This window comes from Biostraticola tofi, from assembly GCF_004343195.1.
GTDB lineage: Bacteria > Pseudomonadota > Gammaproteobacteria > Enterobacterales > Enterobacteriaceae > Biostraticola > Biostraticola tofi.
In genome coordinates this window covers 102,302-120,768 of the sequence record NZ_SMCR01000002.1, presented here as the reverse complement: position 1 = coordinate 120,768, position 18,467 = coordinate 102,302, and the positions used below count along the sequence as shown (strand labels likewise).

The 18,467-nt window shown below is 55.4% G+C and carries 13 protein-coding genes; 5 read left to right on the top strand and 8 right to left on the bottom strand.

All coding sequences use genetic code 11. The features are described from left to right. Positions 1-192: 192 nt before the first annotated feature. Positions 193-2,541: an aerobic respiration two-component sensor histidine kinase ArcB gene (arcB, locus tag EDC52_RS04705; protein WP_131864194.1), complete on the bottom strand. Its 2,349-nt coding sequence runs from the start codon at positions 2,539-2,541 to the stop codon at positions 193-195. Positions 2,542-2,607: 66 nt separating this feature from the next. Continuing rightward, positions 2,608-3,510, bottom strand: a complete 903-nt coding sequence (locus EDC52_RS04700) for a TIGR01212 family radical SAM protein (protein ID WP_131864193.1) — start codon at positions 3,508-3,510, stop codon at positions 2,608-2,610. A 692-nt stretch (positions 3,511-4,202) separates the two neighbouring features. Here EDC52_RS04700 and gltB point away from each other — a divergent pair. Together gltB and EDC52_RS04690 are read left to right on the top strand one after the other, a co-directional pair. Continuing rightward, a complete protein-coding gene (gltB, locus tag EDC52_RS04695; protein WP_131864192.1) occupies positions 4,203-8,666 on the top strand; it encodes a glutamate synthase large subunit in 4,464 nt (1,487 codons plus the stop codon). 10 nt (positions 8,667-8,676) lie between these two features. Further along, positions 8,677-10,095, top strand: coding sequence for a glutamate synthase small subunit (locus EDC52_RS04690; protein ID WP_131864664.1), 1,419 nt, complete (start codon positions 8,677-8,679; stop codon positions 10,093-10,095). Positions 10,096-10,183: 88 nt separating this feature from the next. Here the strand turns inward: EDC52_RS04690 and sspB are convergent, their stop codons facing one another. The 5 genes from sspB to zapE form a co-directional block, all read right to left on the bottom strand. Next, on the bottom strand, positions 10,184-10,669 hold the full coding sequence (gene sspB, locus EDC52_RS04685) for a ClpXP protease specificity-enhancing factor (RefSeq protein ID WP_131864191.1): 486 nt from the start codon (positions 10,667-10,669) through the stop codon (positions 10,184-10,186). A 3-nt stretch (positions 10,670-10,672) separates the two neighbouring features. Continuing rightward, complete coding sequence (gene sspA, locus EDC52_RS04680; RefSeq protein WP_131864190.1) at positions 10,673-11,314, bottom strand: stringent starvation protein SspA; 642 nt, start codon at positions 11,312-11,314, stop codon at positions 10,673-10,675. Positions 11,315-11,630: 316 nt separating this feature from the next. Continuing rightward, the gene (gene rpsI / locus EDC52_RS04675) at positions 11,631-12,023 is read right to left on the bottom strand and encodes a 30S ribosomal protein S9 (RefSeq protein WP_131864189.1); all 393 of its coding nucleotides are present in this window, start codon (positions 12,021-12,023) and stop codon (positions 11,631-11,633) included. Positions 12,024-12,038: 15 nt separating this feature from the next. Continuing rightward, positions 12,039-12,467 (bottom strand): 50S ribosomal protein L13, encoded by a 429-nt coding sequence (gene rplM / locus EDC52_RS04670; RefSeq protein WP_131864188.1) that lies wholly within the window; start codon positions 12,465-12,467, stop codon positions 12,039-12,041. Positions 12,468-12,702: 235 nt separating this feature from the next. After that, the gene (zapE, locus tag EDC52_RS04665; RefSeq protein WP_131864187.1) at positions 12,703-13,833 is read right to left on the bottom strand and encodes a cell division protein ZapE; all 1,131 of its coding nucleotides are present in this window, start codon (positions 13,831-13,833) and stop codon (positions 12,703-12,705) included. 216 nt (positions 13,834-14,049) lie between these two features. Here zapE and zapG point away from each other — a divergent pair, with 216 nt between their 5' ends. The 3 genes from zapG to degS all read left to right on the top strand — a co-directional run bounded on the left by zapG (position 14,050) and on the right by degS (position 17,137). Continuing rightward, positions 14,050-14,451, top strand: coding sequence for a Z-ring associated protein ZapG (gene zapG / locus EDC52_RS04660; protein ID WP_131864186.1), 402 nt, complete (start codon positions 14,050-14,052; stop codon positions 14,449-14,451). 155 nt (positions 14,452-14,606) lie between these two features. Then, a complete protein-coding gene (degQ, locus tag EDC52_RS04655) occupies positions 14,607-15,983 on the top strand; it encodes a serine endoprotease DegQ (RefSeq protein WP_131864185.1) in 1,377 nt (458 codons plus the stop codon). Positions 15,984-16,069: 86 nt separating this feature from the next. Next, on the top strand, positions 16,070-17,137 hold the full coding sequence (gene degS / locus EDC52_RS04650; RefSeq protein ID WP_131864184.1) for an outer membrane-stress sensor serine endopeptidase DegS: 1,068 nt from the start codon (positions 16,070-16,072) through the stop codon (positions 17,135-17,137). Between the two features lie 62 nt (positions 17,138-17,199). Here degS and murA read toward each other — a convergent pair whose 3' ends face one another. After that, the gene (murA, locus tag EDC52_RS04645; RefSeq protein ID WP_131864183.1) at positions 17,200-18,459 is read right to left on the bottom strand and encodes a UDP-N-acetylglucosamine 1-carboxyvinyltransferase; all 1,260 of its coding nucleotides are present in this window, start codon (positions 18,457-18,459) and stop codon (positions 17,200-17,202) included. Between the last annotated feature and the right edge of the window lie 8 nt (positions 18,460-18,467).

The following is an 18,467-nucleotide window of genomic DNA, read 5'->3' as shown; positions in this document are numbered from 1 at the left end:
TTATTTCTATTGACAAAATCTGGATTACATCCCAAATTTTAATGGATCTTGTAACATAATTCTCTTCTTTTGCTATGGTTCATAAGTAACAGCAAGCGAGACAAAACGCCTTGCCGCTGCAAATATCATTAAAAACCGACGGCGAGGATAATTTTTTCCCTGGTGTTGGCGCAATATTCGCGCACCCCGGCATCAGTCGGGGTCATTTTTTTCAGCTTCCTGCACCCATTGCCGCAGTGTCTGGACATCACGCCGCCAGTCATGTCTGAGTTCGTCTACCCACTCCTGCACGTTATCTTCCCAGGCGGGCATTTCCGGGCTTTGGATCTGCTGGGCCACCTGCTGCAGATGGCGCAGGCCGACCGAACCGGCAGCGCCCTTGATTTTATGGCCTTCCTCAACAATGCCCGATGTGTCGCGGGCGGTCAGGTTGGAGTCGAGAATCGACATATAACCCGGCATCACCTTTTCAAACATTTCCAGGCTTTGGTAAATCAGTGAGGGCCCGACCAGATCCAGATACTGCTCCAGCATATCGGTATCCAGGATCGTCTGGGCGGCAGGCAGCGACGGCTGCGGGTCATCTGGTTCCGACGCCTGCGCCGGCCGGTCCCAGTATTGCTGGATAATGGCGGTCAGGGCTGCCACCGCCAGAGGTTTGCTCAGCACATCATCCATGCCGGCATCAAGATATTCCTGCTTGTCCTTGAGCACATTGGCGGTCAATGCAATCAACGGCGGCAAATGCTGTCCCTGATACCGCCTGCGCAGTTCTCGGGAAATGTCCAGGCCGGTCATGTCCGGCAACTGGATATCCAGCAGCACCAGATCATATTCATCCGGGCTGAACATCGCCAACGCATCGTGGCCATTCATCGCCACGTCTACGCTGTTACCCAGTTTCTCCAGCACTGAACGGGCCACCACCACATTCAGCTCAATATCCTCCACCAGCAAAACGTTAAGCGCCGGCAGCAGCAGATCGTTGTCATCCTGCTCATCCGGCAACGCCTGGACTACCTCAGGCGCCACAATGGTCAGATTAAAGCAAGACCCTCGTCCAGGCTGGCTGCGGACGGTGATATCGCCGCCCATCGCCTGGGCAAGCCGCCGGGATACCGCAAGGCCGATGCCGGTGCCGGTGGCGGGCTTGCCGCCGTTTCTGCCTTTAACCTGGTAATACATGGCAAAAATTTTGTCCAGTTCATCTTCAGGAATACCGATGCCCGAGTCCTGCACCTCAAAGCACATTCGATCGCCTGACTCGCGACGTACCCGGATGATAATTTCCCCCTCAGGGGTAAACTTCACCGCATTACCGATAAGATTCCACAGTATCTGCCGCAGCCGCGTGCCATCGGCGGTGATGCTCGACGGCAGCGGTGCCTCGGTTTCCATTACCAACTTCAACCCTTTGGGTTGCACCAGCAGCCCGGAGAGATTTTCCAGATCCAGCAGAAAGGCGTTGAAATCCAGCGGCTGATTATCCAGTTGGACCTTGCGTCGCTCCAGCTTGTCCATTTCGATAATGTCGTTGAATATATTGCCGAGGGTAATGGCGCTGACATGGATGGTCTTCAGATAATTGAGCTGCTCTTTATCCAACTGAGTGTCAAGCAGGATCCTGGAAAGGCCGACGATGCCGTTAAGCGGCGTACGCAGCTCGTGGCTAATGGTAGAGATAAAGGTGGTCTTTTCCCTGCTGGCATTCTCCAGAGCGTCCTGATAGCGCTTACGCTCGGTTATATCGCGGCCAAAGCCCATAAGCCCATGCCGTTTACCCACGCGGTCATAAAACGGCACTTTGCGCAGTTCAAAACACGCCTTGCGACCATCCGGGTAGACCAGCCACTGTTCATAGGTCAGCGACACATTATGGCGGAACACTTTCTCATCGGTTTCCACCACCTTTTCCGCGATATCAGGCGAATAAACATCGGCAGGGGTAAGGCCGATCAATTGCTTTTCGCTTTTGCCGACCAGCAATTCAGTAGCGCGGTTGCAGCCGGAAAATTCTTTGTTTTCATTGCGGTAATAAACCAGATCCGGTGAGGCATCCAGAAAGGAGCGCAGTAGCGAAGACTGTTGTTCCAGCTCGACCTGAGCCTGCTCGCGGCGGGCCATTTCTTCGGTCAGTTTGCTCATGGCTCGCTGGCGGGCATCTTCGGCTTTTTCGCGATCGGCCATTTCCCGATTGAGCTGCGCAATATTATCCTGCAGCTGCTGGTTAAGATGCAGATCGCGATTGCGCATCTCTTCCAATTTATCCACCAGCCTGGCCAGCCGCTGGCGCGATTCTTCCAATTGCTCCACCACTACCGACAGAAAATAGACCGCCCAAGGCGTAATCAGCAACCCGAAGAACACCGAGCGCACGACGTCGATGCTCTCGACCTGGCCTCGCAGCACCATGGTGACCGCCAACTGGACAATCATCGCCAGTACCACCAGCGCGGATGCCAGCAGCAGGGAAAATCGGACCAGCCCCAGCTTGACCATCAGGTCGACGTAGTATTGGGCCAGCAATCGGATTTGCTTCATATAAAGGTTCCTTGAATAACACTATGTTCAATCATACCGTAAAAAAGGCATTTCACACCCAGGCCGCTACAGTGCGCTCCCCTGTCCACCCTGTGCCAACAGTTGCTGGTAGATGGCGTTCAAGGCTTGCCAGCGATCGGCGCACCATATTGGCGCAAGCAGCGTCGGCCGATGGGCAGTGGCTGAAAGCCGATGGAAAACAATGTCCACTGGCGTATGACGTATCAGGGTGGCCGCGATATCACAGTATTGTGCCAGTTCAAGTGTCGTCTGGCGCCCTGCCCGCCACGCTTTGGCCATGATGCTGCCGTCAACGATCAGCAGTGGATGCAGCTTGAGTCCATCGACGCCGGCCTCAATCACCCGGTTCAGCGAGTCGAGGCAGACCTGCTTATCTTCGCCGGGCAAACCAGCGATAAGATGGGTACAGAGGTTGAGTCCCTGTGATCTCGCCTGCTGGGCTGTATGCCGATAACAGGCAAAATCATGGCCGCGATTGATGCGATGCAGCGTTTTATCCTGCGCGCTTTGCAGCCCCAGTTCCAGCCAGACCTCATAGCCCTCATCCCGATAGCCGGCCAATAAATTCAGCACCGACTGAGGTACACAGTCGGGGCGGGTGCCAACGCAAAGACCCACGATATCCGCCTGGGCCAATGCCTGCCGGTAGAGGTTGTCCAGCACGGTAACTTCTGCATAAGTACTGGTATAGGCCTGAAAATACGCCAGGTAGCGTTTAGCCCGATGGGGACGAAGGATTTGGTGGGTCAGTTGCTGGCTGATACTGTTGAACTGCTGATCTTCGCTGGCAAATGAGGCCACATTGCAAAACGTGCAGCCGCCCCGGCCAACAGTACCGTCACGGTTAGGGCAGCTGAAACCGCCGTGCAACATAAGCTTATGTACTTTTTCGCCATAGCGCCTGGAAAGATCACCGCCGAACATATTGACGACATTTTGCAACTGCATATTCTGGAATCCCCGCCTGATAAAGGCCGTCAAGCCTAACGGTTTCGTCCCTTGTTGATGATGACCCTGATCAATTCACTGCGCCCCCGGCTATCATATAGAATAGTTATTCACTTTAATTGAAAAATAAATCACTCTGCTGATAATTAATAATTCTTATTCGCCCCGGGGTGATCATTCAAAAGAGCACACATATTGAAAAATAGTCTCATAACTCGCAAAACATCCGATAATCAGTATATCGTACTGTTATTTTGACCCGCACTAGCATGGTGCAGAGATTTCAGCACTGCACTACAGTGATACAGCGCATGCCGCCCGCTGGTACCCATTGCGCTGATCAGGCTGCATGGGATGGATAAATACATTTAATTTCAATAACTTGAATTGAAATAACCCATTATCACCCCTGTCATTGGGGATATTTGACCTCAGTTACGTTTCTCGTTAATTTGAAAGGCCGCTGGAAGAATTCTGGACGGGTTAACGACTCGTCATATTTATGCAGTGCAAGACTCCTTCATAGAGCAAGTCGTTTACCATTTGTCAGACCGCCACGAGAGGTTACCCGGAGAGAGCGGGACAGCTGAAACTGGAGAAGTCGATCCGGGGTCATACGCTGCCGCTCAATACTGATACGCCTCCTCGCAGTAGGTTGTGAGAGTCACCTGGAGCCTGGGGAGGTTCACGTTATGTTGTATGATGCATCCCAAGAAAAAGACAACTGTGGCTTTGGCCTGATTGCCCATATCGAAGGCGAACCGAGTCATAAGGTCGTCCGTACGGCAATTCATGCCCTGGCGCGTATGCAGCATCGTGGCGCGATCCTTGCTGACGGCAAGACCGGCGACGGTTGCGGTCTGTTATTGCAAAAACCGGACAAGTTCTTTCGGATGGTGGCACAGGAACGCGACTGGCGCCTGGCGAAAAACTATGCGGTCGGCATGCTGTTCCTCAGCCTGGATGAAGAAGAAGCCCGCGCCAGCCGGGAGATTGTCGAAGAAGAGCTGCAGAACGAAACCCTGTCGATTGTCGGCTGGCGCGCGGTTCCTATCAATCCTGATGTGCTGGGTGAAATCGCCCTGTCCTCCCTGCCGCGCATTGAGCAGATTTTTGTCAATGCCCCGGCGGGCTGGCGTCCGAGGGATATGGAACGGCGTTTGTATGTGGCGCGTCGACGCATTGAAAAACGCGTCACCGACAACAGCTTCTATGTCTGCAGCCTATCTAACCTGGTGACCATTTATAAAGGTCTTTGCATGCCGGCGGATCTGCCGCGCTTTTACCTGGACCTGGCCGATCTGCGCCTGGAATCGGCCATTTGCCTGTTTCACCAGCGCTTCTCGACTAACACCGTACCGCGCTGGCCGCTGGCGCAGCCGTTCCGTTACCTGGCCCATAATGGCGAAATCAATACCATTACCGGTAACCGGCAATGGGCCCGAGCCCGTGCCTATAAGCTGAAAACGCCGCTGATACCCGATTTGCAGGATGCCGCACCGTTTGTTAACGAGACCGGCTCCGATTCAAGCTCGCTGGATAATATGCTGGAATTGTTCCTCAGCGGCGGTATGGACCTTATCCGCGCCATGCGCCTGCTGGTGCCGCCCGCCTGGCAGAACAACCACAATATGGACCCTGAGCTGCGTGCATTTTTTGACTTCAACTCCATGCATATGGAACCCTGGGATGGCCCCGCCGGTCTGGTGATGTCCGATGGCCGCTTTGCCGCCTGTAACCTGGATCGCAACGGCTTGCGTCCGGCGCGCTATGTCATTACCACCGACAAGCTGATTACCTGCGCCTCTGAAATTGGCATCTGGGACTACCAGCCTGACGAAGTCGTGGAAAAAGGCCGCGTCGGCCCCGGCGAATTGATGGTGATCGATACCCGCAACGGCCGCATTCTGCATTCGGCGGAAAACGATGATGATCTGAAGAGCCGCCATCCCTATAAAGAGTGGATGGAAAAGAACGTCCTGCGCCTGACGCCGTTCGAAGATCTGCCGGATGACCAAGTGGGTTCACGTCAGCTCGACGATACCCTGCTGGAAAGCTATCAGAAACAGTTTGCCTATTCCAACGAAGAACTGGACTCCATCATCCGGGTGTTGGGTGAGAATGGCCAGGAAGCCACCGGTTCGATGGGCGACGATACCCCCTTTGCCGTACTGTCTAGCCGTCCGCGCGTGATTTATGACTATTTCCGCCAACAGTTCGCCCAGGTGACCAACCCGCCAATCGATTCCCTGCGCGAAGCCCATGTGATGTCGCTGGCCACCTGTATCGGCCGCGAAATGAACGTGTTCTGCGAAGCCGAAGGCCAGGCTCATCGCTTGGCGTTTAAATCGCCGATTCTGCTGTATTCTGATTTTACCCAGCTGACCCACCAGGAAGAACGTCATTATCGCGCCGACAAGATGGATATTACCTATCAGCCTTCGGTCAGCGGTATGGAAGAAACTCTGCTTCGGCTGTGTGATGAAGCCGAAGAAAAAATTCGGCAGGGCACGGTGCTGCTGGTGTTGACCGACCGGGCAATCGCTGCTGACCGCATTCCGGTGCCGGCACCGATGGCGGTCGGCGCAATCCATGCCCGACTGGTGGAAAAAAACCTGCGCTGCGACGCCAACCTGATTGTTGAAACCGCCAGTGCTCGCGATCCGCACCATTTTGCCGTGTTGTTAGGATTTGGCGCTACCGCGATATACCCCTATCTGGCCTATGAATCCCTGGCGGCGATGGTCGATAACGGCACCATCGAAAAAGAATATCGCAGCGTGATGCTTAACTACCGTAACGGCATCAATAAGGGCTTGTACAAAATCATGTCCAAAATGGGCATATCCACTATCGCCTCCTATCGCTGCTGTAAGCTGTTCGAGGCGGTGGGCCTGCATAAAGAGTTGTCTGAGCTGTGCTTCCAGGGCGTGGTCAGCCGCATTGGCGGCGCCAGCTTTACCGATTTTGAACAAGATCTGATCAATCTATCCAAGCGCGCCTGGCTAAAACGTAAATCACTGGATCAGGGCGGCCTGCTCAAATATGTGCACGGTGGCGAATACCACGCTTATAACCCGGATGTAGTGAACAGCCTGCAGCATGCGGTCAAGTCCGGTGAGTACAGCGACTACCAGCACTATGCCAAACGGGTCAATGAACGACCGGCATCGACGTTGCGCGACCTGCTGGCTATCAGGCCGGCCACTGCCGAAGCGGTAGCGCTGGACCAGGTTGAGCCGGCAGAAAACCTGTTCAAACGGTTTGATACCGCCGCTATGTCCATCGGCGCCCTGAGCCCGGAAGCTCACGAATCCCTGGCTATCGCCATGAACAGCCTGGGTGGATTTTCCAACTCAGGCGAAGGCGGCGAAGATCCGGCCCGTTACGGTACCAATAAGGTGTCTCGCATCAAGCAGGTGGCATCTGGCCGTTTTGGCGTAACGCCCGCTTACCTGGTCAACGCCGACGTTATCCAGATAAAAGTCGCCCAGGGAGCCAAGCCCGGTGAAGGCGGCCAGCTGCCCGGCGACAAAGTTACGCCGTATATCGCGCGTCTGCGTTACTCGGTGCCTGGCGTTACGCTGATATCGCCGCCGCCGCATCATGACATCTACTCGATCGAAGACCTGGCCCAGCTTATTTTCGACCTGAAACAGGTTAACTCCAAGGCCTTGATTTCGGTCAAACTGGTGTCGGAACCAGGGGTAGGCACCATCGCCACCGGCGTTGCCAAAGCCTATGCCGATCTGATAACCATCGCCGGCTATGATGGCGGCACCGGCGCCAGCCCGTTGTCTTCGGTAAAGTATGCCGGTAGTCCATGGGAATTGGGCCTGGTCGAAACTCAGCAGGCGCTGGTCGCCAATGGACTACGTCACAAAATCCGGCTGCAGGTCGACGGCGGACTGAAAACCGGCCAGGATATCGTGAAAGCGGCGATTCTGGGCGCTGAAAGCTTTGGCTTCGGCACCGGCCCGATGGTCGCGCTGGGCTGTAAATACCTGCGTATCTGCCATTTGAACAACTGCGCCACCGGCGTGGCGACCCAAGATGAAAAGCTGCGCCGCGATCACTACCACGGTCTGCCTGAGCGGGTGACTAACTACTTCCGGTTTATCGCCCGGGAAACCCGCGAAATCATGGCTGAGCTGGGCGTCACTCGGCTGGTCGACCTGATTGGCCGCACCGATTTACTGGTCGAACTGGATGGTTTCACCGCGCGTCAGAACAAGTTGGATCTGTCGCCGCTGTTGAAAACCGCTACCCCCCTTGCGGGCAAAGCGCTGTATTGCACTGAAAAAAGCAATCCGCCATTCGACCCGGGCCTGATGAATAAAGCCCTGTTGGACCACGCCACGCCCTATGTCGAGGCGCGGCAGAGCAAAACCTTCTACTACGACATCCATAATACCGATCGATCGGTGGGCGCTTCGCTATCGGGCGACATTGCCGCCCGCCATGGTGATCAGGGTCTTTCCTCAGACCCAATCAAAGTTAACTTCACCGGCACCGCCGGCCAGAGCTTCGGCGTCTGGAACGCCGGCGGCGTAGAACTTACCCTGACCGGTGATGCCAATGACTATGTCGGCAAAGGCATGGCCGGCGGCAGGATTGTCGTGCGCCCACCGGTGGGTTCGGCGTTCCGCAGTCATGAAGCGACCATCATCGGCAATACCTGCCTCTATGGCGCCACCGGCGGCAAGTTGTTTGCTGCCGGACGCGCGGGTGAACGTTTTGCCGTCCGTAACTCGGGGGCGATAACGGTGGTGGAAGGCGTAGGCGACAACGGTTGTGAATACATGACCGGCGGGATTGTCTGCGTTCTCGGCCGCACTGGCGTCAACTTCGGCGCCGGCATGACCGGTGGCTTTGCCTATGTGCTGGATGAACAGGGTGATTTGGCCAAACGAGTCAATAATGAGCTGGTTGAAGTTATCGAGGTCGCCGAACTGGCTATCCATGAGGAGCATCTGCGCGGCCTGATCACCGAACACGCCCAGTTGACCGGTTCCAGCCGCGCCGAGGAAATCCTGTCCGACTGGCCGGCCTGGGCCTCACGCTTTGCCCTGGTAAAACCCAAATCGAGTGATGTGAAGGCGCTGCTGGGTCACCGTAGCCGTTCTGCAGCTGAATTGCGCGTGCAAGCGCAGTAAGAGGTCAATGATGAGTCAAAATGTTTATCAATTTATCGACTTGCAGCGCGTAGATCCGCCAAAAAAACCGCTCAAGATCCGTAAAATTGAATTTGTTGAAATCTACGAGCCTTTTTCTGACTCGCAGTCCAAAGCCCAGGCCGATCGTTGTCTGTCCTGCGGTAACCCTTACTGTGAATGGAAGTGCCCGGTACACAATTACATTCCCAACTGGCTGAAACTGGCCAATGAAGGCCGTATTATTGAAGCGGCTGAGCTTTCGCATCAGACCAACAGCCTGCCGGAAGTCTGCGGCCGTGTTTGCCCCCAGGACCGTCTGTGCGAGGGATCCTGCACCTTGAACGATGAGTTCGGCGCGGTAACCATTGGTAATATTGAACGCTATATCAATGATAAAGCGATCGAAATGGGCTGGAAACCCAGCGTCGCCGGCGTGCAGGCTACCGGCAAGCGCGTGGCGATAGTGGGTGCCGGCCCGGCAGGTCTGGCCTGCGCCGATGTGCTGGCGCGTAACGGCGTGCAGGCGGTAGTGTTCGATCGTCATCCCGAGATTGGCGGCCTGCTGACCTTTGGTATTCCGTCCTTCAAGCTTGAGAAAGAGGTGATGATAAAACGGCGGGAAATATTCTCTGAAATGGGAATTGAATTCCGTTTGAATACCGAAGTCGGTAAAGACATTCAGATGAGCGATTTGCTGGGTGAGTTCGACGCGGTATTCCTGGGCGTCGGCACCTATCAGTCAATGCGCGGCGGCCTGGATAACGAAGATGCGCCGGGAGTGTTTGATGCGCTGCCGTTCCTGATTGCCAATACCCGCGAATTGATGGGCTTCGGCAACATCGAGCCTGCGCCCTATGTCAGTATGGAAAGTAAGCGGGTGGTGGTACTGGGCGGCGGCGACACGGCCATGGACTGTGTGCGCACGTCGATCCGCCAGGGCGCCAGCCATGTGATCTGCGCCTATCGTCGGGATGAAGCAAACATGCCCGGATCGCGCCGGGAAGTCAAAAACTCGCGCGAAGAAGGGGTTGAGTTCATGTTCAACCTGCAGCCGGTCAGCATTGAAGTCAATCATGCCGGCCGGGTCAGCGGCGTCAAAATGGTTCGGACCCAGATGGGCGAGCCTGATGCCCATGGCCGCCGGAAAGCGGAAATCATCGCCGGCTCCGAGCAGGTGATCGCCGCTGATGCGGTAGTGATGGCATTCGGCTTCCGTCCCCACAAAATGTCATGGCTGGCTGACTTCAGCGTTGAGCTGGACAGCCAAGGTCGGATCATGGCACCCGAGGACAGCGAAACGGCATTCCAGACCAGCAATCCTAAAATCTTCGCCGGCGGTGATGCGGTAAGGGGCTCGGACTTGGTGGTGACGGCCATTGCTGAAGGTCGCAAAGCGGCCGATGGCATCATGAACTATCTGGAAGTGTAAAAGGACAGGCCGGCGTCCGCCGGCTGTCTTATTGCTATCTCTGCGGGAGTCGGCCAGGGGCGCAACTCCAGCGGCAAATCAGTGACGATTACTTAACCACCCGAAGAGACGGCCGGCCGCCACGCGGTGGCGTAGGTGGCTCCTCATCAACATGGTCATCCTCGCTTACGTCCGGACGGTCACCGTCAATGACCTGCATGACGGTTTCAGGCGCCTCTTCAGCCTTGTCCTGGTTATCCTGCTCATAGGCAACCTCAGGCTCAAACATGGTACCGGCACCGTTTTCACGGGCGTAAATCGCCAGCACCGCCGCCATAGGGACAATCACTTCCCGCTCTATGCCGCTAAAACGCGCGTTGAAATGCACGCCATTGTTGGTCATTTCCAGGTTCCCCACCGCACGAGGGGCGATGTTGAGCACTATTTGCCCGTCACGGGCAAACTCCATGGGGACCTCAACGCCGGCAATCGTCACGTCCACCACCAGGTGAGGCGTGAGCTCATTGTCCAGCAGCCATTCATAGAAGGCCCGCAGCAGATAGGGACGACGGGGAGAGAGTTGAGAGACTTCCATGCATCAACCCCGCGTTTGCAGGCGCATTTCGCGCTCAGCTTCGGTCAGAGATGCCAGGAATGCATCCCGCTCAAACACGCGGGTCATATAGCCTTTCAGCTCTTTAGCGCCGGCACCGGACAACTCGATGCCCATTTGCGGCAACCGCCAGAGCAGCGGAGCCAGATAGCAATCCACCAGGCTGAACTCTTCGCTCATGAAATACGGCGCTTCGTTGAAAACCGGGGCGACTGCCAGCAGTTCTTCGCGTAACTGGCGACGAGCGCTTTCGGCTTCCTGTTGGCTACCCTGCTCGATTTTATGCATCAGCGTATACCAGTCGCTTTGGATGCGGTGCATCATCAGGCGACTGGTGCCGCGCGCAACCGGATAAACCGGCATCAGCGGCGGATGGGGAAAGCGCTCATCCAGATATTCCATAATAATGCGCGATTCGTAAAGCGTAAGCTCACGATCAACCAGTGTCGGCACTGTGCGATAGGGGTTCAGGTCAATCAGGTCCTGCGGCAGATTATCCATTTCAACCTGCTCAATCTCGACACTTACCCCTTTTTCTGCCAGTACGATACGCACCTGATGGCTAAAAATGTCGGTCGGGCCGGAAAACAGCGTCATCACCGAACGTTTGTTGGCAGCGACAGCCATGAAAACCTCCAAGTTTATTAAAGAAAATACCGCGAATAGCCCTGGGAAACTGGCTATTATCCTGAAATGTCTGACCGTTACCTATTGTCAGTCCGCCTGGCGCATCCGCTCACAGTGTGGGAAACGGAACTAAGGCAGGACTTCAGTTAAGTAAACAGGCACTAAAGTGTTGGATAGTTTATCAGATTTTGCCCGTATTGTGGGACGACAAGTGGCAAATCATCATCAATACATGGGAATGAGACATGAAATTTTAAGCGCCAATAAAAAAGCCCGGGCCATGCCGGGCTTTTTGTAGCTGGAGACCAGCCAGAAATTAACGCTTGGAGAACTGAGGACGACGACGTGCTTTACGCAGACCGACTTTCTTACGTTCAACCTTACGGGCATCGCGGGTTACGAAGCCGGCTTTACGCAGTTCAGCACGTAAAGATTCATCGTATTCCATCAGTGCACGGGTGATACCGTGACGGATTGCGCCTGCCTGACCAGAGATACCACCACCTTTGACGGTGATGTACAGGTCAAATTTACCAACCATGTCGACCAGTTCCAGCGGCTGACGAACTACCATGCGGGCAGTTTCGCGACCGAAGTATTGATCCAGTGTACGCTGGTTGATGACGATGTTACCGCTACCCGGCTTAACAAAGACGCGTGCGGAAGAGCTTTTGCGGCGACCAGTGCCGTAGTATTGATTTTCAGCCATTGCCTATAATCCCGATTAAATGTCCAGAACTTGCGGTTGCTGAGCCGAGTGGTTGTGCTCGGTACCAGCGTAAACTTTCAGCTTACGGTACATTGCACGACCCAACGGGCCTTTTGGCAACATGCCTTTAACCGCGATTTCAATCACACGCTCAGGGTGGCGGGCAATCATCTCTTCAAAGGTCGCTTGTTTAATACCACCGATGTAGCCGGTGTGGTGATAATATATTTTGTCACTGCGCTTGTTGCCAGTTACAGCGACTTTCTCAGCGTTGAGAACGATGATGTAATCACCGGTATCCACGTGCGGAGTATATTCCGGTTTATGCTTACCGCGCAGGCGTGAAGCCAGTTCGGTAGCAAGACGACCCAGGGTTTTACCGCTGGCGTCAACAACATACCAGTCGCGTTTGACGGTTTCTGGCTTTGCTGTAAAAGTTTTCATTAAAAGCTTACCCAATTTAAGTTACACGTTGGTGAACACCCAAACGCTTCAATGAACAGTTATGAGGCTCACACGGCTATCTAGTCCAGCAAACCTACCCCTTCGAATAAGCCGTTGCTGGCACGATCGAAGTTTCCGGGAAACAAAAACTTCGTTGTAACGTGGGGTCGCAAGATTATAGAGAAGTCGCCCCTAAAGATCGAACACTTTTTACAGTTAATACGATGTCCATTGTTTAAGGATGATGCGGCAGGCTCAGATACTCCTCGCTTTGCATCTCCTGCAGGCGGGACAGGCAGCGCCGATATTCGAATTTCAGCATTGCGCCGCTGTACAGCCGGTCCATCGGCACATCGGCGGCAATCACCAGTTTGACCTGGCGCTCGTAGAACTCATCGATAAGCGCCAGGAACCGCCGGGCGGTATTCTCATCCTGATTGCCCATGGCGTGCACATCATACAGCAGCACGCTGTGGTAGAGGCGTGACAGCGCGATGTAATCGTTCTGGCTGCGTGCCTCGGCGCACAGCACCGAAAAATCCAGCGCCACCACGCCCGCTACCGCACCGATGGTCTGCAGCGGCCGGTGGTTGACTATCAGCGGCTCCGACTGCTGGGGCAGATGGCTGCCCGCCAGACGGGAAAAAATCGTATCCATTTGCTGCCGGGTGTCGGCATTCAGCGGCGTCAGGTACAGATTGGCCTGGGTCAGCGTACGCATCCGGTAATCGATACCGGCATCGACATTCAGCGTCTCGCAGTGCTGCTTGATAAGTTTAATCGCCGGCAGAAAGCGCGAACGCTGCAGTCCGTTATGATAAAGATTGTCGGGCGGTATATTGGAGGTAGTGATAAGAGTGATGCCGCGGGCGAACAGTGCCTGCATCAAGGTCCCCAACAGCATGGCATCGGTGATATCGGAAACAAAAAATTCATCGAAACACAGGACATCCGCCTCGTGGCGAAAACGATCGGCTATAATTTCCAACGGGTCCTGATGTCCCTGCAGTTCGTTCATTTCCTCATGCACCCGCAGCATGAAACGGTGGAAATGAAGTCTCATTTTTCGCTCCGGCGGCAGGCTGCGATAAAAAAGATCCATCAGCCAGGTCTTGCCTCTGCCCACTCCGCCCCACATATATAAGCCAGTGACCGGCGCCGGCACCGGGCGGCTTTTACCCAGCAGCGATTTGCCGATTTTCGCCAGCAGACCGCCGGATGACGCCGACCGTTCGCTGCGTCGCGCTAAAAGCTGATGGTAGATGCTGTCCAGTTTACCGACCGCCAGGGCCTGCACGGCATCGGGTTTATATTCACCTTCCGTCAGCATCCGCTGGTAGAGGGTCAAGGGTGATGAGGCACTCATAAGTCGCTGACATTCCCTGGTAACAAATAGAAAGATAAGGATTTTAGCAAAACAAGCCGTTAGCAGTGCAGTATCAAGTGACACAATAACAGCAAATTACCGCACTTTGCCTGCTGTCACATTATCAGGATTCCACACTGACGCGGTAAACGGTTATAGTGAGTATCATAAGTGTGAACCCCCCGCGGGACAACGAAGTCAAATATAGGAGTCATTATGACCTGGGAATATGCGCTGATTGGATTAGTGGTGGGCATCATCATAGGTGCGCTCGCTATGCGGTTTGGTAACCGCAAACTCCGCCAGCAGCAGACGCTGCAAAAGGAACTGGATACCAGCAAAGCGGAGCTTGACCAGTATCGCAAGGAACTGACCGGGCATTTTGCGCGCAGCGCCGAATTGCTTGATAACATGGCCGATGACTATCGTCAGCTGTACCAGCATATGGCCAAGAGCTCAAATAACCTGCTGCCGGATGTGCCGGGCGAGCAGAACCCATTCCGCTATCGCCTGACCGAAGCGGAAGCCGATAACGACCAGATTCCGGTCGAGATGCAGCCCCGTGACTATCCGGAAAGCGCCAGCGGCTTACTGCGCACCCCGCAATCCCGTAAGTAGCGGTTGATTGCCGGGCGTAGACTACATACCGGCATAACCCCGCGCTTTGACTGAACTTTTATTGCGCGGGACCAGTCATAGGAGTTATTGGTCAGGTTTTTCAGGGTCCATGATTAATGGCTTTTGTAACGGATAACGAGCGAGTTCACAGTCGAATGAAAACAACACCTCTTTTCAGCACACTAGCACTTTGTATCGGGCTCGGGCTGGCACCGCTGGCGCCGGCAACCGCGGCGCTGCCCGCCACCGTCCCCGGGCAGTCCATGCCAAGCCTTGCGCCGATGCTCGAGAAGGTCCTGCCCGCCGTGGTCAGCGTCCATGTTGAAGGCACCCAGAAGGTGCAGAGGCCTAACCTGCCGAAAGAGTTTAAATATTTCTTCGGCCCTAATTTCCCCGGCAGTGGCGAACAAGGTGATTCACGGCCTTTCGAGGGCTTGGGCTCAGGCGTTATCATCAATGCGGCTAAAGGCTATGTCATCACTAATAACCATGTGGTGAACGGCGCCGACAAGATCAAGGTCCAGCTAAATGATGGCCGCGAATTCGACGCCAAGCTGGTCGGTCATGATGAGCAGACCGACCTGGCGCTGCTGCAACTGCCCTCCCCCAAGAACCTGAGCGAAGTCAAAATGGCTGACTCGGACAACCTGCGGGTAGGCGATTTCGCCGTCGCGGTCGGCAACCCGTTCGGCCTCGGCCAGACCGCCACTTCGGGCATCGTCTCCGCCCTTGGCCGCAGCGGTTTGAATCTGGAAGGTCTGGAAAACTTTATCCAGACAGATGCCTCAATCAACCGCGGCAACTCGGGCGGCGCGCTGATCAACCTTAACGGCGAGCTTATCGGTATCAATACCGCCATTCTGGCCCCCGGCGGCGGCAATATCGGTATCGGCTTTGCTATCCCGAGCAATATGGTGCAGGGCCTGAGCCAGCAGCTTATCGAGTTTGGCGAAGTCAAACGCGGCCAGTTGGGCATCAAAGGCAGTGAAATGTCCGCCGATATGGCCAAGGCGTTCAAAATTGATACCCAGCGCGGGGCGTTCGTCAGCGAAGTGATCCCGGGCTCGGCGGCGGCCAAGGCCGGCATCAAGGCAGGGGACATTATTGTTTCCATTGAAGGCAAGCCTATCGCAAGTTTCGCCGAGTTGCGGGTCAAAATCGGTACTACGCCTCCAGGTAAAGCGGTCAAACTGGGCCTGTTGCGCAACGGCAAGCCTCAGGATGTCAGCGTTACGCTGGACGACAGTTCATCCGCCACCACCAGCGCCGAAATCCTAACGCCGGCGCTGCAGGGCGCGGCGATGAGCAATGGCCAGCTCAAGGACGGCAGTAAGGGCGTACGGATCGACGACGTCACCAAGGATGCTCCGGCCGCACAAATCGGTTTGCAGAAAGGCGACGTGATTATCGGCGTCAACCGTGAGCGGGTAGAAAATATCACCCAGCTGCGTAAGATACTGGATGCCAAACCTCCGGTCATGGCGCTGAATATCGTGCGCGGTGAAGAGAGTATTTTCCTGTTATTACGTTGATTTGAAAAAAAATCGGACACCGGCACTGCGGTGTCCGATCAACTCATGCTATCCTGCCGCTATTTCCCACTTCCCGTTCGGACATCATGCTGGTTAAGCTCATACGTGCCATTATCTTCGGCTTTATCATTGCGGGTGTGCTGCTGCTGACGCTTCCGGGGTTGCGTTCAACAACCCGAGACCTGCTGTCTTCACCAAACGTAAGCGAAGATGAAGCGCCGTTAAGCTATAACAAAGCGGTGAGGCGGGCAGCGCCTGCGGTGGTGAATGTGTATAACCGCAGCGCTAATGCCAATTCCCATAAAGACCTTGAGCTTCGCACCCTCGGTTCCGGCGTCATCATGAACCAAAAGGGCTACCTGCTGACCAACAAACATGTCATCAATGATGCCGAGCAGATTATCGTGGCGCTACAGGACGGCAGAGTATACGAAGCCCTGCTGGTCGGCTCGGACAGCCTGACTGATTTGGCGGTGCTGAAAATCGATTCCGGCAACCTGCCGGTGATTCCGATCAATGTCGACCGGGCGCCGCATATAGGTGATGTGGTCATGGCTATCGGTAACCCCTATAACCTCGGCCAGACCATCACCCAGGGCATTATCAGCGCCACCGGACGCATTGGCCTGAGCCCCTCTGGACGACAGAACTTTCTGCAGACCGATGCCTCGATCAATCAAGGTAACTCGGGCGGCGCGCTTATCAATACCCTTGGCGAACTGGTCGGTATCAATACACTGTCATTTGATAAAAGCAACAATGGCGAGACGCCGGAAGGCATCGGCTTTGCCATTCCTACCGCGTTGGCCAGCAAAGTCATGGGCAAGCTTATCCGCGATGGCCGGGTTATCCGCGGCTACATCGGCGTCGGCGGACATGAGGCCCCTCCCCTTCATAGCGCCGGCAGCAGCCTGGACCGGATCCAGGGCATCATTCTTAACGAGATAACCCCCGGCGGTCCGGCGGCTCAGGCGGGTATCGAGCCGGGCGACGTGATTCTCAGCGTCAACGGCAAGCCTGCGGTTTCCGCTATCGAGACCATGGATCAGGTCGCCGAGATACGGCCTGGTTCGCAAATCCCGGTCGAGGTGATGCGTAACGGCAACCGGCTGTCGCTGACGGTGACCATACAGGAATATCCCGCATCGGGCTGAAAATGGCCCTGATAAAAAAAAACGGTCAGCTGCGGCTGACCGTTTTTTATTGGCAGGCAATATTACTCGCCGCTGATACGCTCGATATTGGCGCCCAGCTTGCGCAGTTTGGCTTCGATGCAGTCATAGCCGCGGTCGATATGGTAAATACGATCAACCACCGTCACACCTTCGGCAATACAGCCCGCCAGCACCAGGCTTGCGGAGGCACGCAAATCTGTCGCCATCACCTGGGCACCACTAAGCGTCGCGACGCCGTAGCAGATAACGGTATTGCTTTCGATTTCGGCATGAGCGCCCATACGAATAAGCTCAGGCACATGCATGAAACGGTTTTCGAAGATGGTCTCGGTAATAACACCGGTACCCTCGGCCACCAGGTTCAGCAGGCTGAATTGCGCCTGCATATCGGTCGGGAAGCCCGGATGCGGCGCGGTCCGCAAGGTTATCGCTTTAGGCCGCTGGCCATGCATATCCAGGCTAATCCAATCTTCACCGACCTCGATATCCGCCCCGGCTTCACGCAACTTCGCCAATACCGCATCCAGCGTATCGGGGCGGGTGGCATGACACATCACCCGTCCACCGGAAATAGCGGCCGCCACCAGGAAGGTGCCGGTTTCAATGCGATCCGGCAACACGCGATAGACGCCGCCGCCCAGCCGCTCAACGCCTTCGATGGTGATTCTGTCCGTACCGGCACCGCTGATTTTAGCGCCCAGGGTGATAAGGAAATTGGCGGTATCGACGATCTCCGGTTCACGGGCGGCGTTTTCAATAATAGTGGTGCCTTCGGCCAGGGTAGCTGCCGACATAATGGTCACGGTAGCGCCGACGCTGACCTTATCCATGACGATATGGGCCCCTTGCAATCGTCCATCGACCATCGCCTTGACATAGCCCTCTTCAAGGGTGATGGTCGCGCCCAGCTGTTCCAGGCCGGTAATGTGCAGGTCTACCGGACGGGCGCCGATGGCACAGCCGCCGGGCAGCGAAACCTGGCCCTGGCCAAATCGCGCCACCAGCGGACCCAGCGCCCAGATAGAGGCGCGCATGGTTTTAACCAGCTCATAGGGGGCACAGAAAATATCGACGCCGCTGGCATCCACATGCACCGAGCCATTTCGCTCTACCTTTGCCCCGAGCTGGCTCAGCAGTTTCATGGTGGTATCGATGTCTTTCAGATGGGGAACGTTCTGGATCTCAACCGGCTCTTCAGCCAGCAGTGCGGCGAATAAAATGGGTAATGCGGCGTTCTTGGCACCGGAAATAGTGACCTCACCGCTTAAGCGGGTCGGCCCCTGGACACGAAATTTATCCATTAAAACTG

Bases quoted from the DNA above. Each gene is read 5' to 3' on its own strand.
- arcB (WP_131864194.1), bottom strand. From the start codon at position 2,541: ATGAAGCAAATCCGATTGCTGGCCCAATACTACGTCGACCTGATGGTC.
- EDC52_RS04700 (WP_131864193.1), bottom strand. From the start codon at position 3,510: ATGCAGTTGCAAAATGTCGTCAATATGTTCGGCGGTGATCTTTCCAGG.
- gltB (WP_131864192.1), top strand. From the start codon at position 4,203: ATGTTGTATGATGCATCCCAAGAAAAAGACAACTGTGGCTTTGGCCTG.
- EDC52_RS04690 (WP_131864664.1), top strand. From the start codon at position 8,677: ATGAGTCAAAATGTTTATCAATTTATCGACTTGCAGCGCGTAGATCCG.
- sspB (WP_131864191.1), bottom strand. From the start codon at position 10,669: ATGGAAGTCTCTCAACTCTCTCCCCGTCGTCCCTATCTGCTGCGGGCC.
- sspA (WP_131864190.1), bottom strand. From the start codon at position 11,314: ATGGCTGTCGCTGCCAACAAACGTTCGGTGATGACGCTGTTTTCCGGC.
- rpsI (WP_131864189.1), bottom strand. From the start codon at position 12,023: ATGGCTGAAAATCAATACTACGGCACTGGTCGCCGCAAAAGCTCTTCC.
- rplM (WP_131864188.1), bottom strand. From the start codon at position 12,467: ATGAAAACTTTTACAGCAAAGCCAGAAACCGTCAAACGCGACTGGTAT.
- zapE (WP_131864187.1), bottom strand. From the start codon at position 13,833: ATGAGTGCCTCATCACCCTTGACCCTCTACCAGCGGATGCTGACGGAA.
- zapG (WP_131864186.1), top strand. From the start codon at position 14,050: ATGACCTGGGAATATGCGCTGATTGGATTAGTGGTGGGCATCATCATA.
- degQ (WP_131864185.1), top strand. From the start codon at position 14,607: ATGAAAACAACACCTCTTTTCAGCACACTAGCACTTTGTATCGGGCTC.
- degS (WP_131864184.1), top strand. From the start codon at position 16,070: ATGCTGGTTAAGCTCATACGTGCCATTATCTTCGGCTTTATCATTGCG.
- murA (WP_131864183.1), bottom strand. From the start codon at position 18,459: ATGGATAAATTTCGTGTCCAGGGGCCGACCCGCTTAAGCGGTGAGGTC.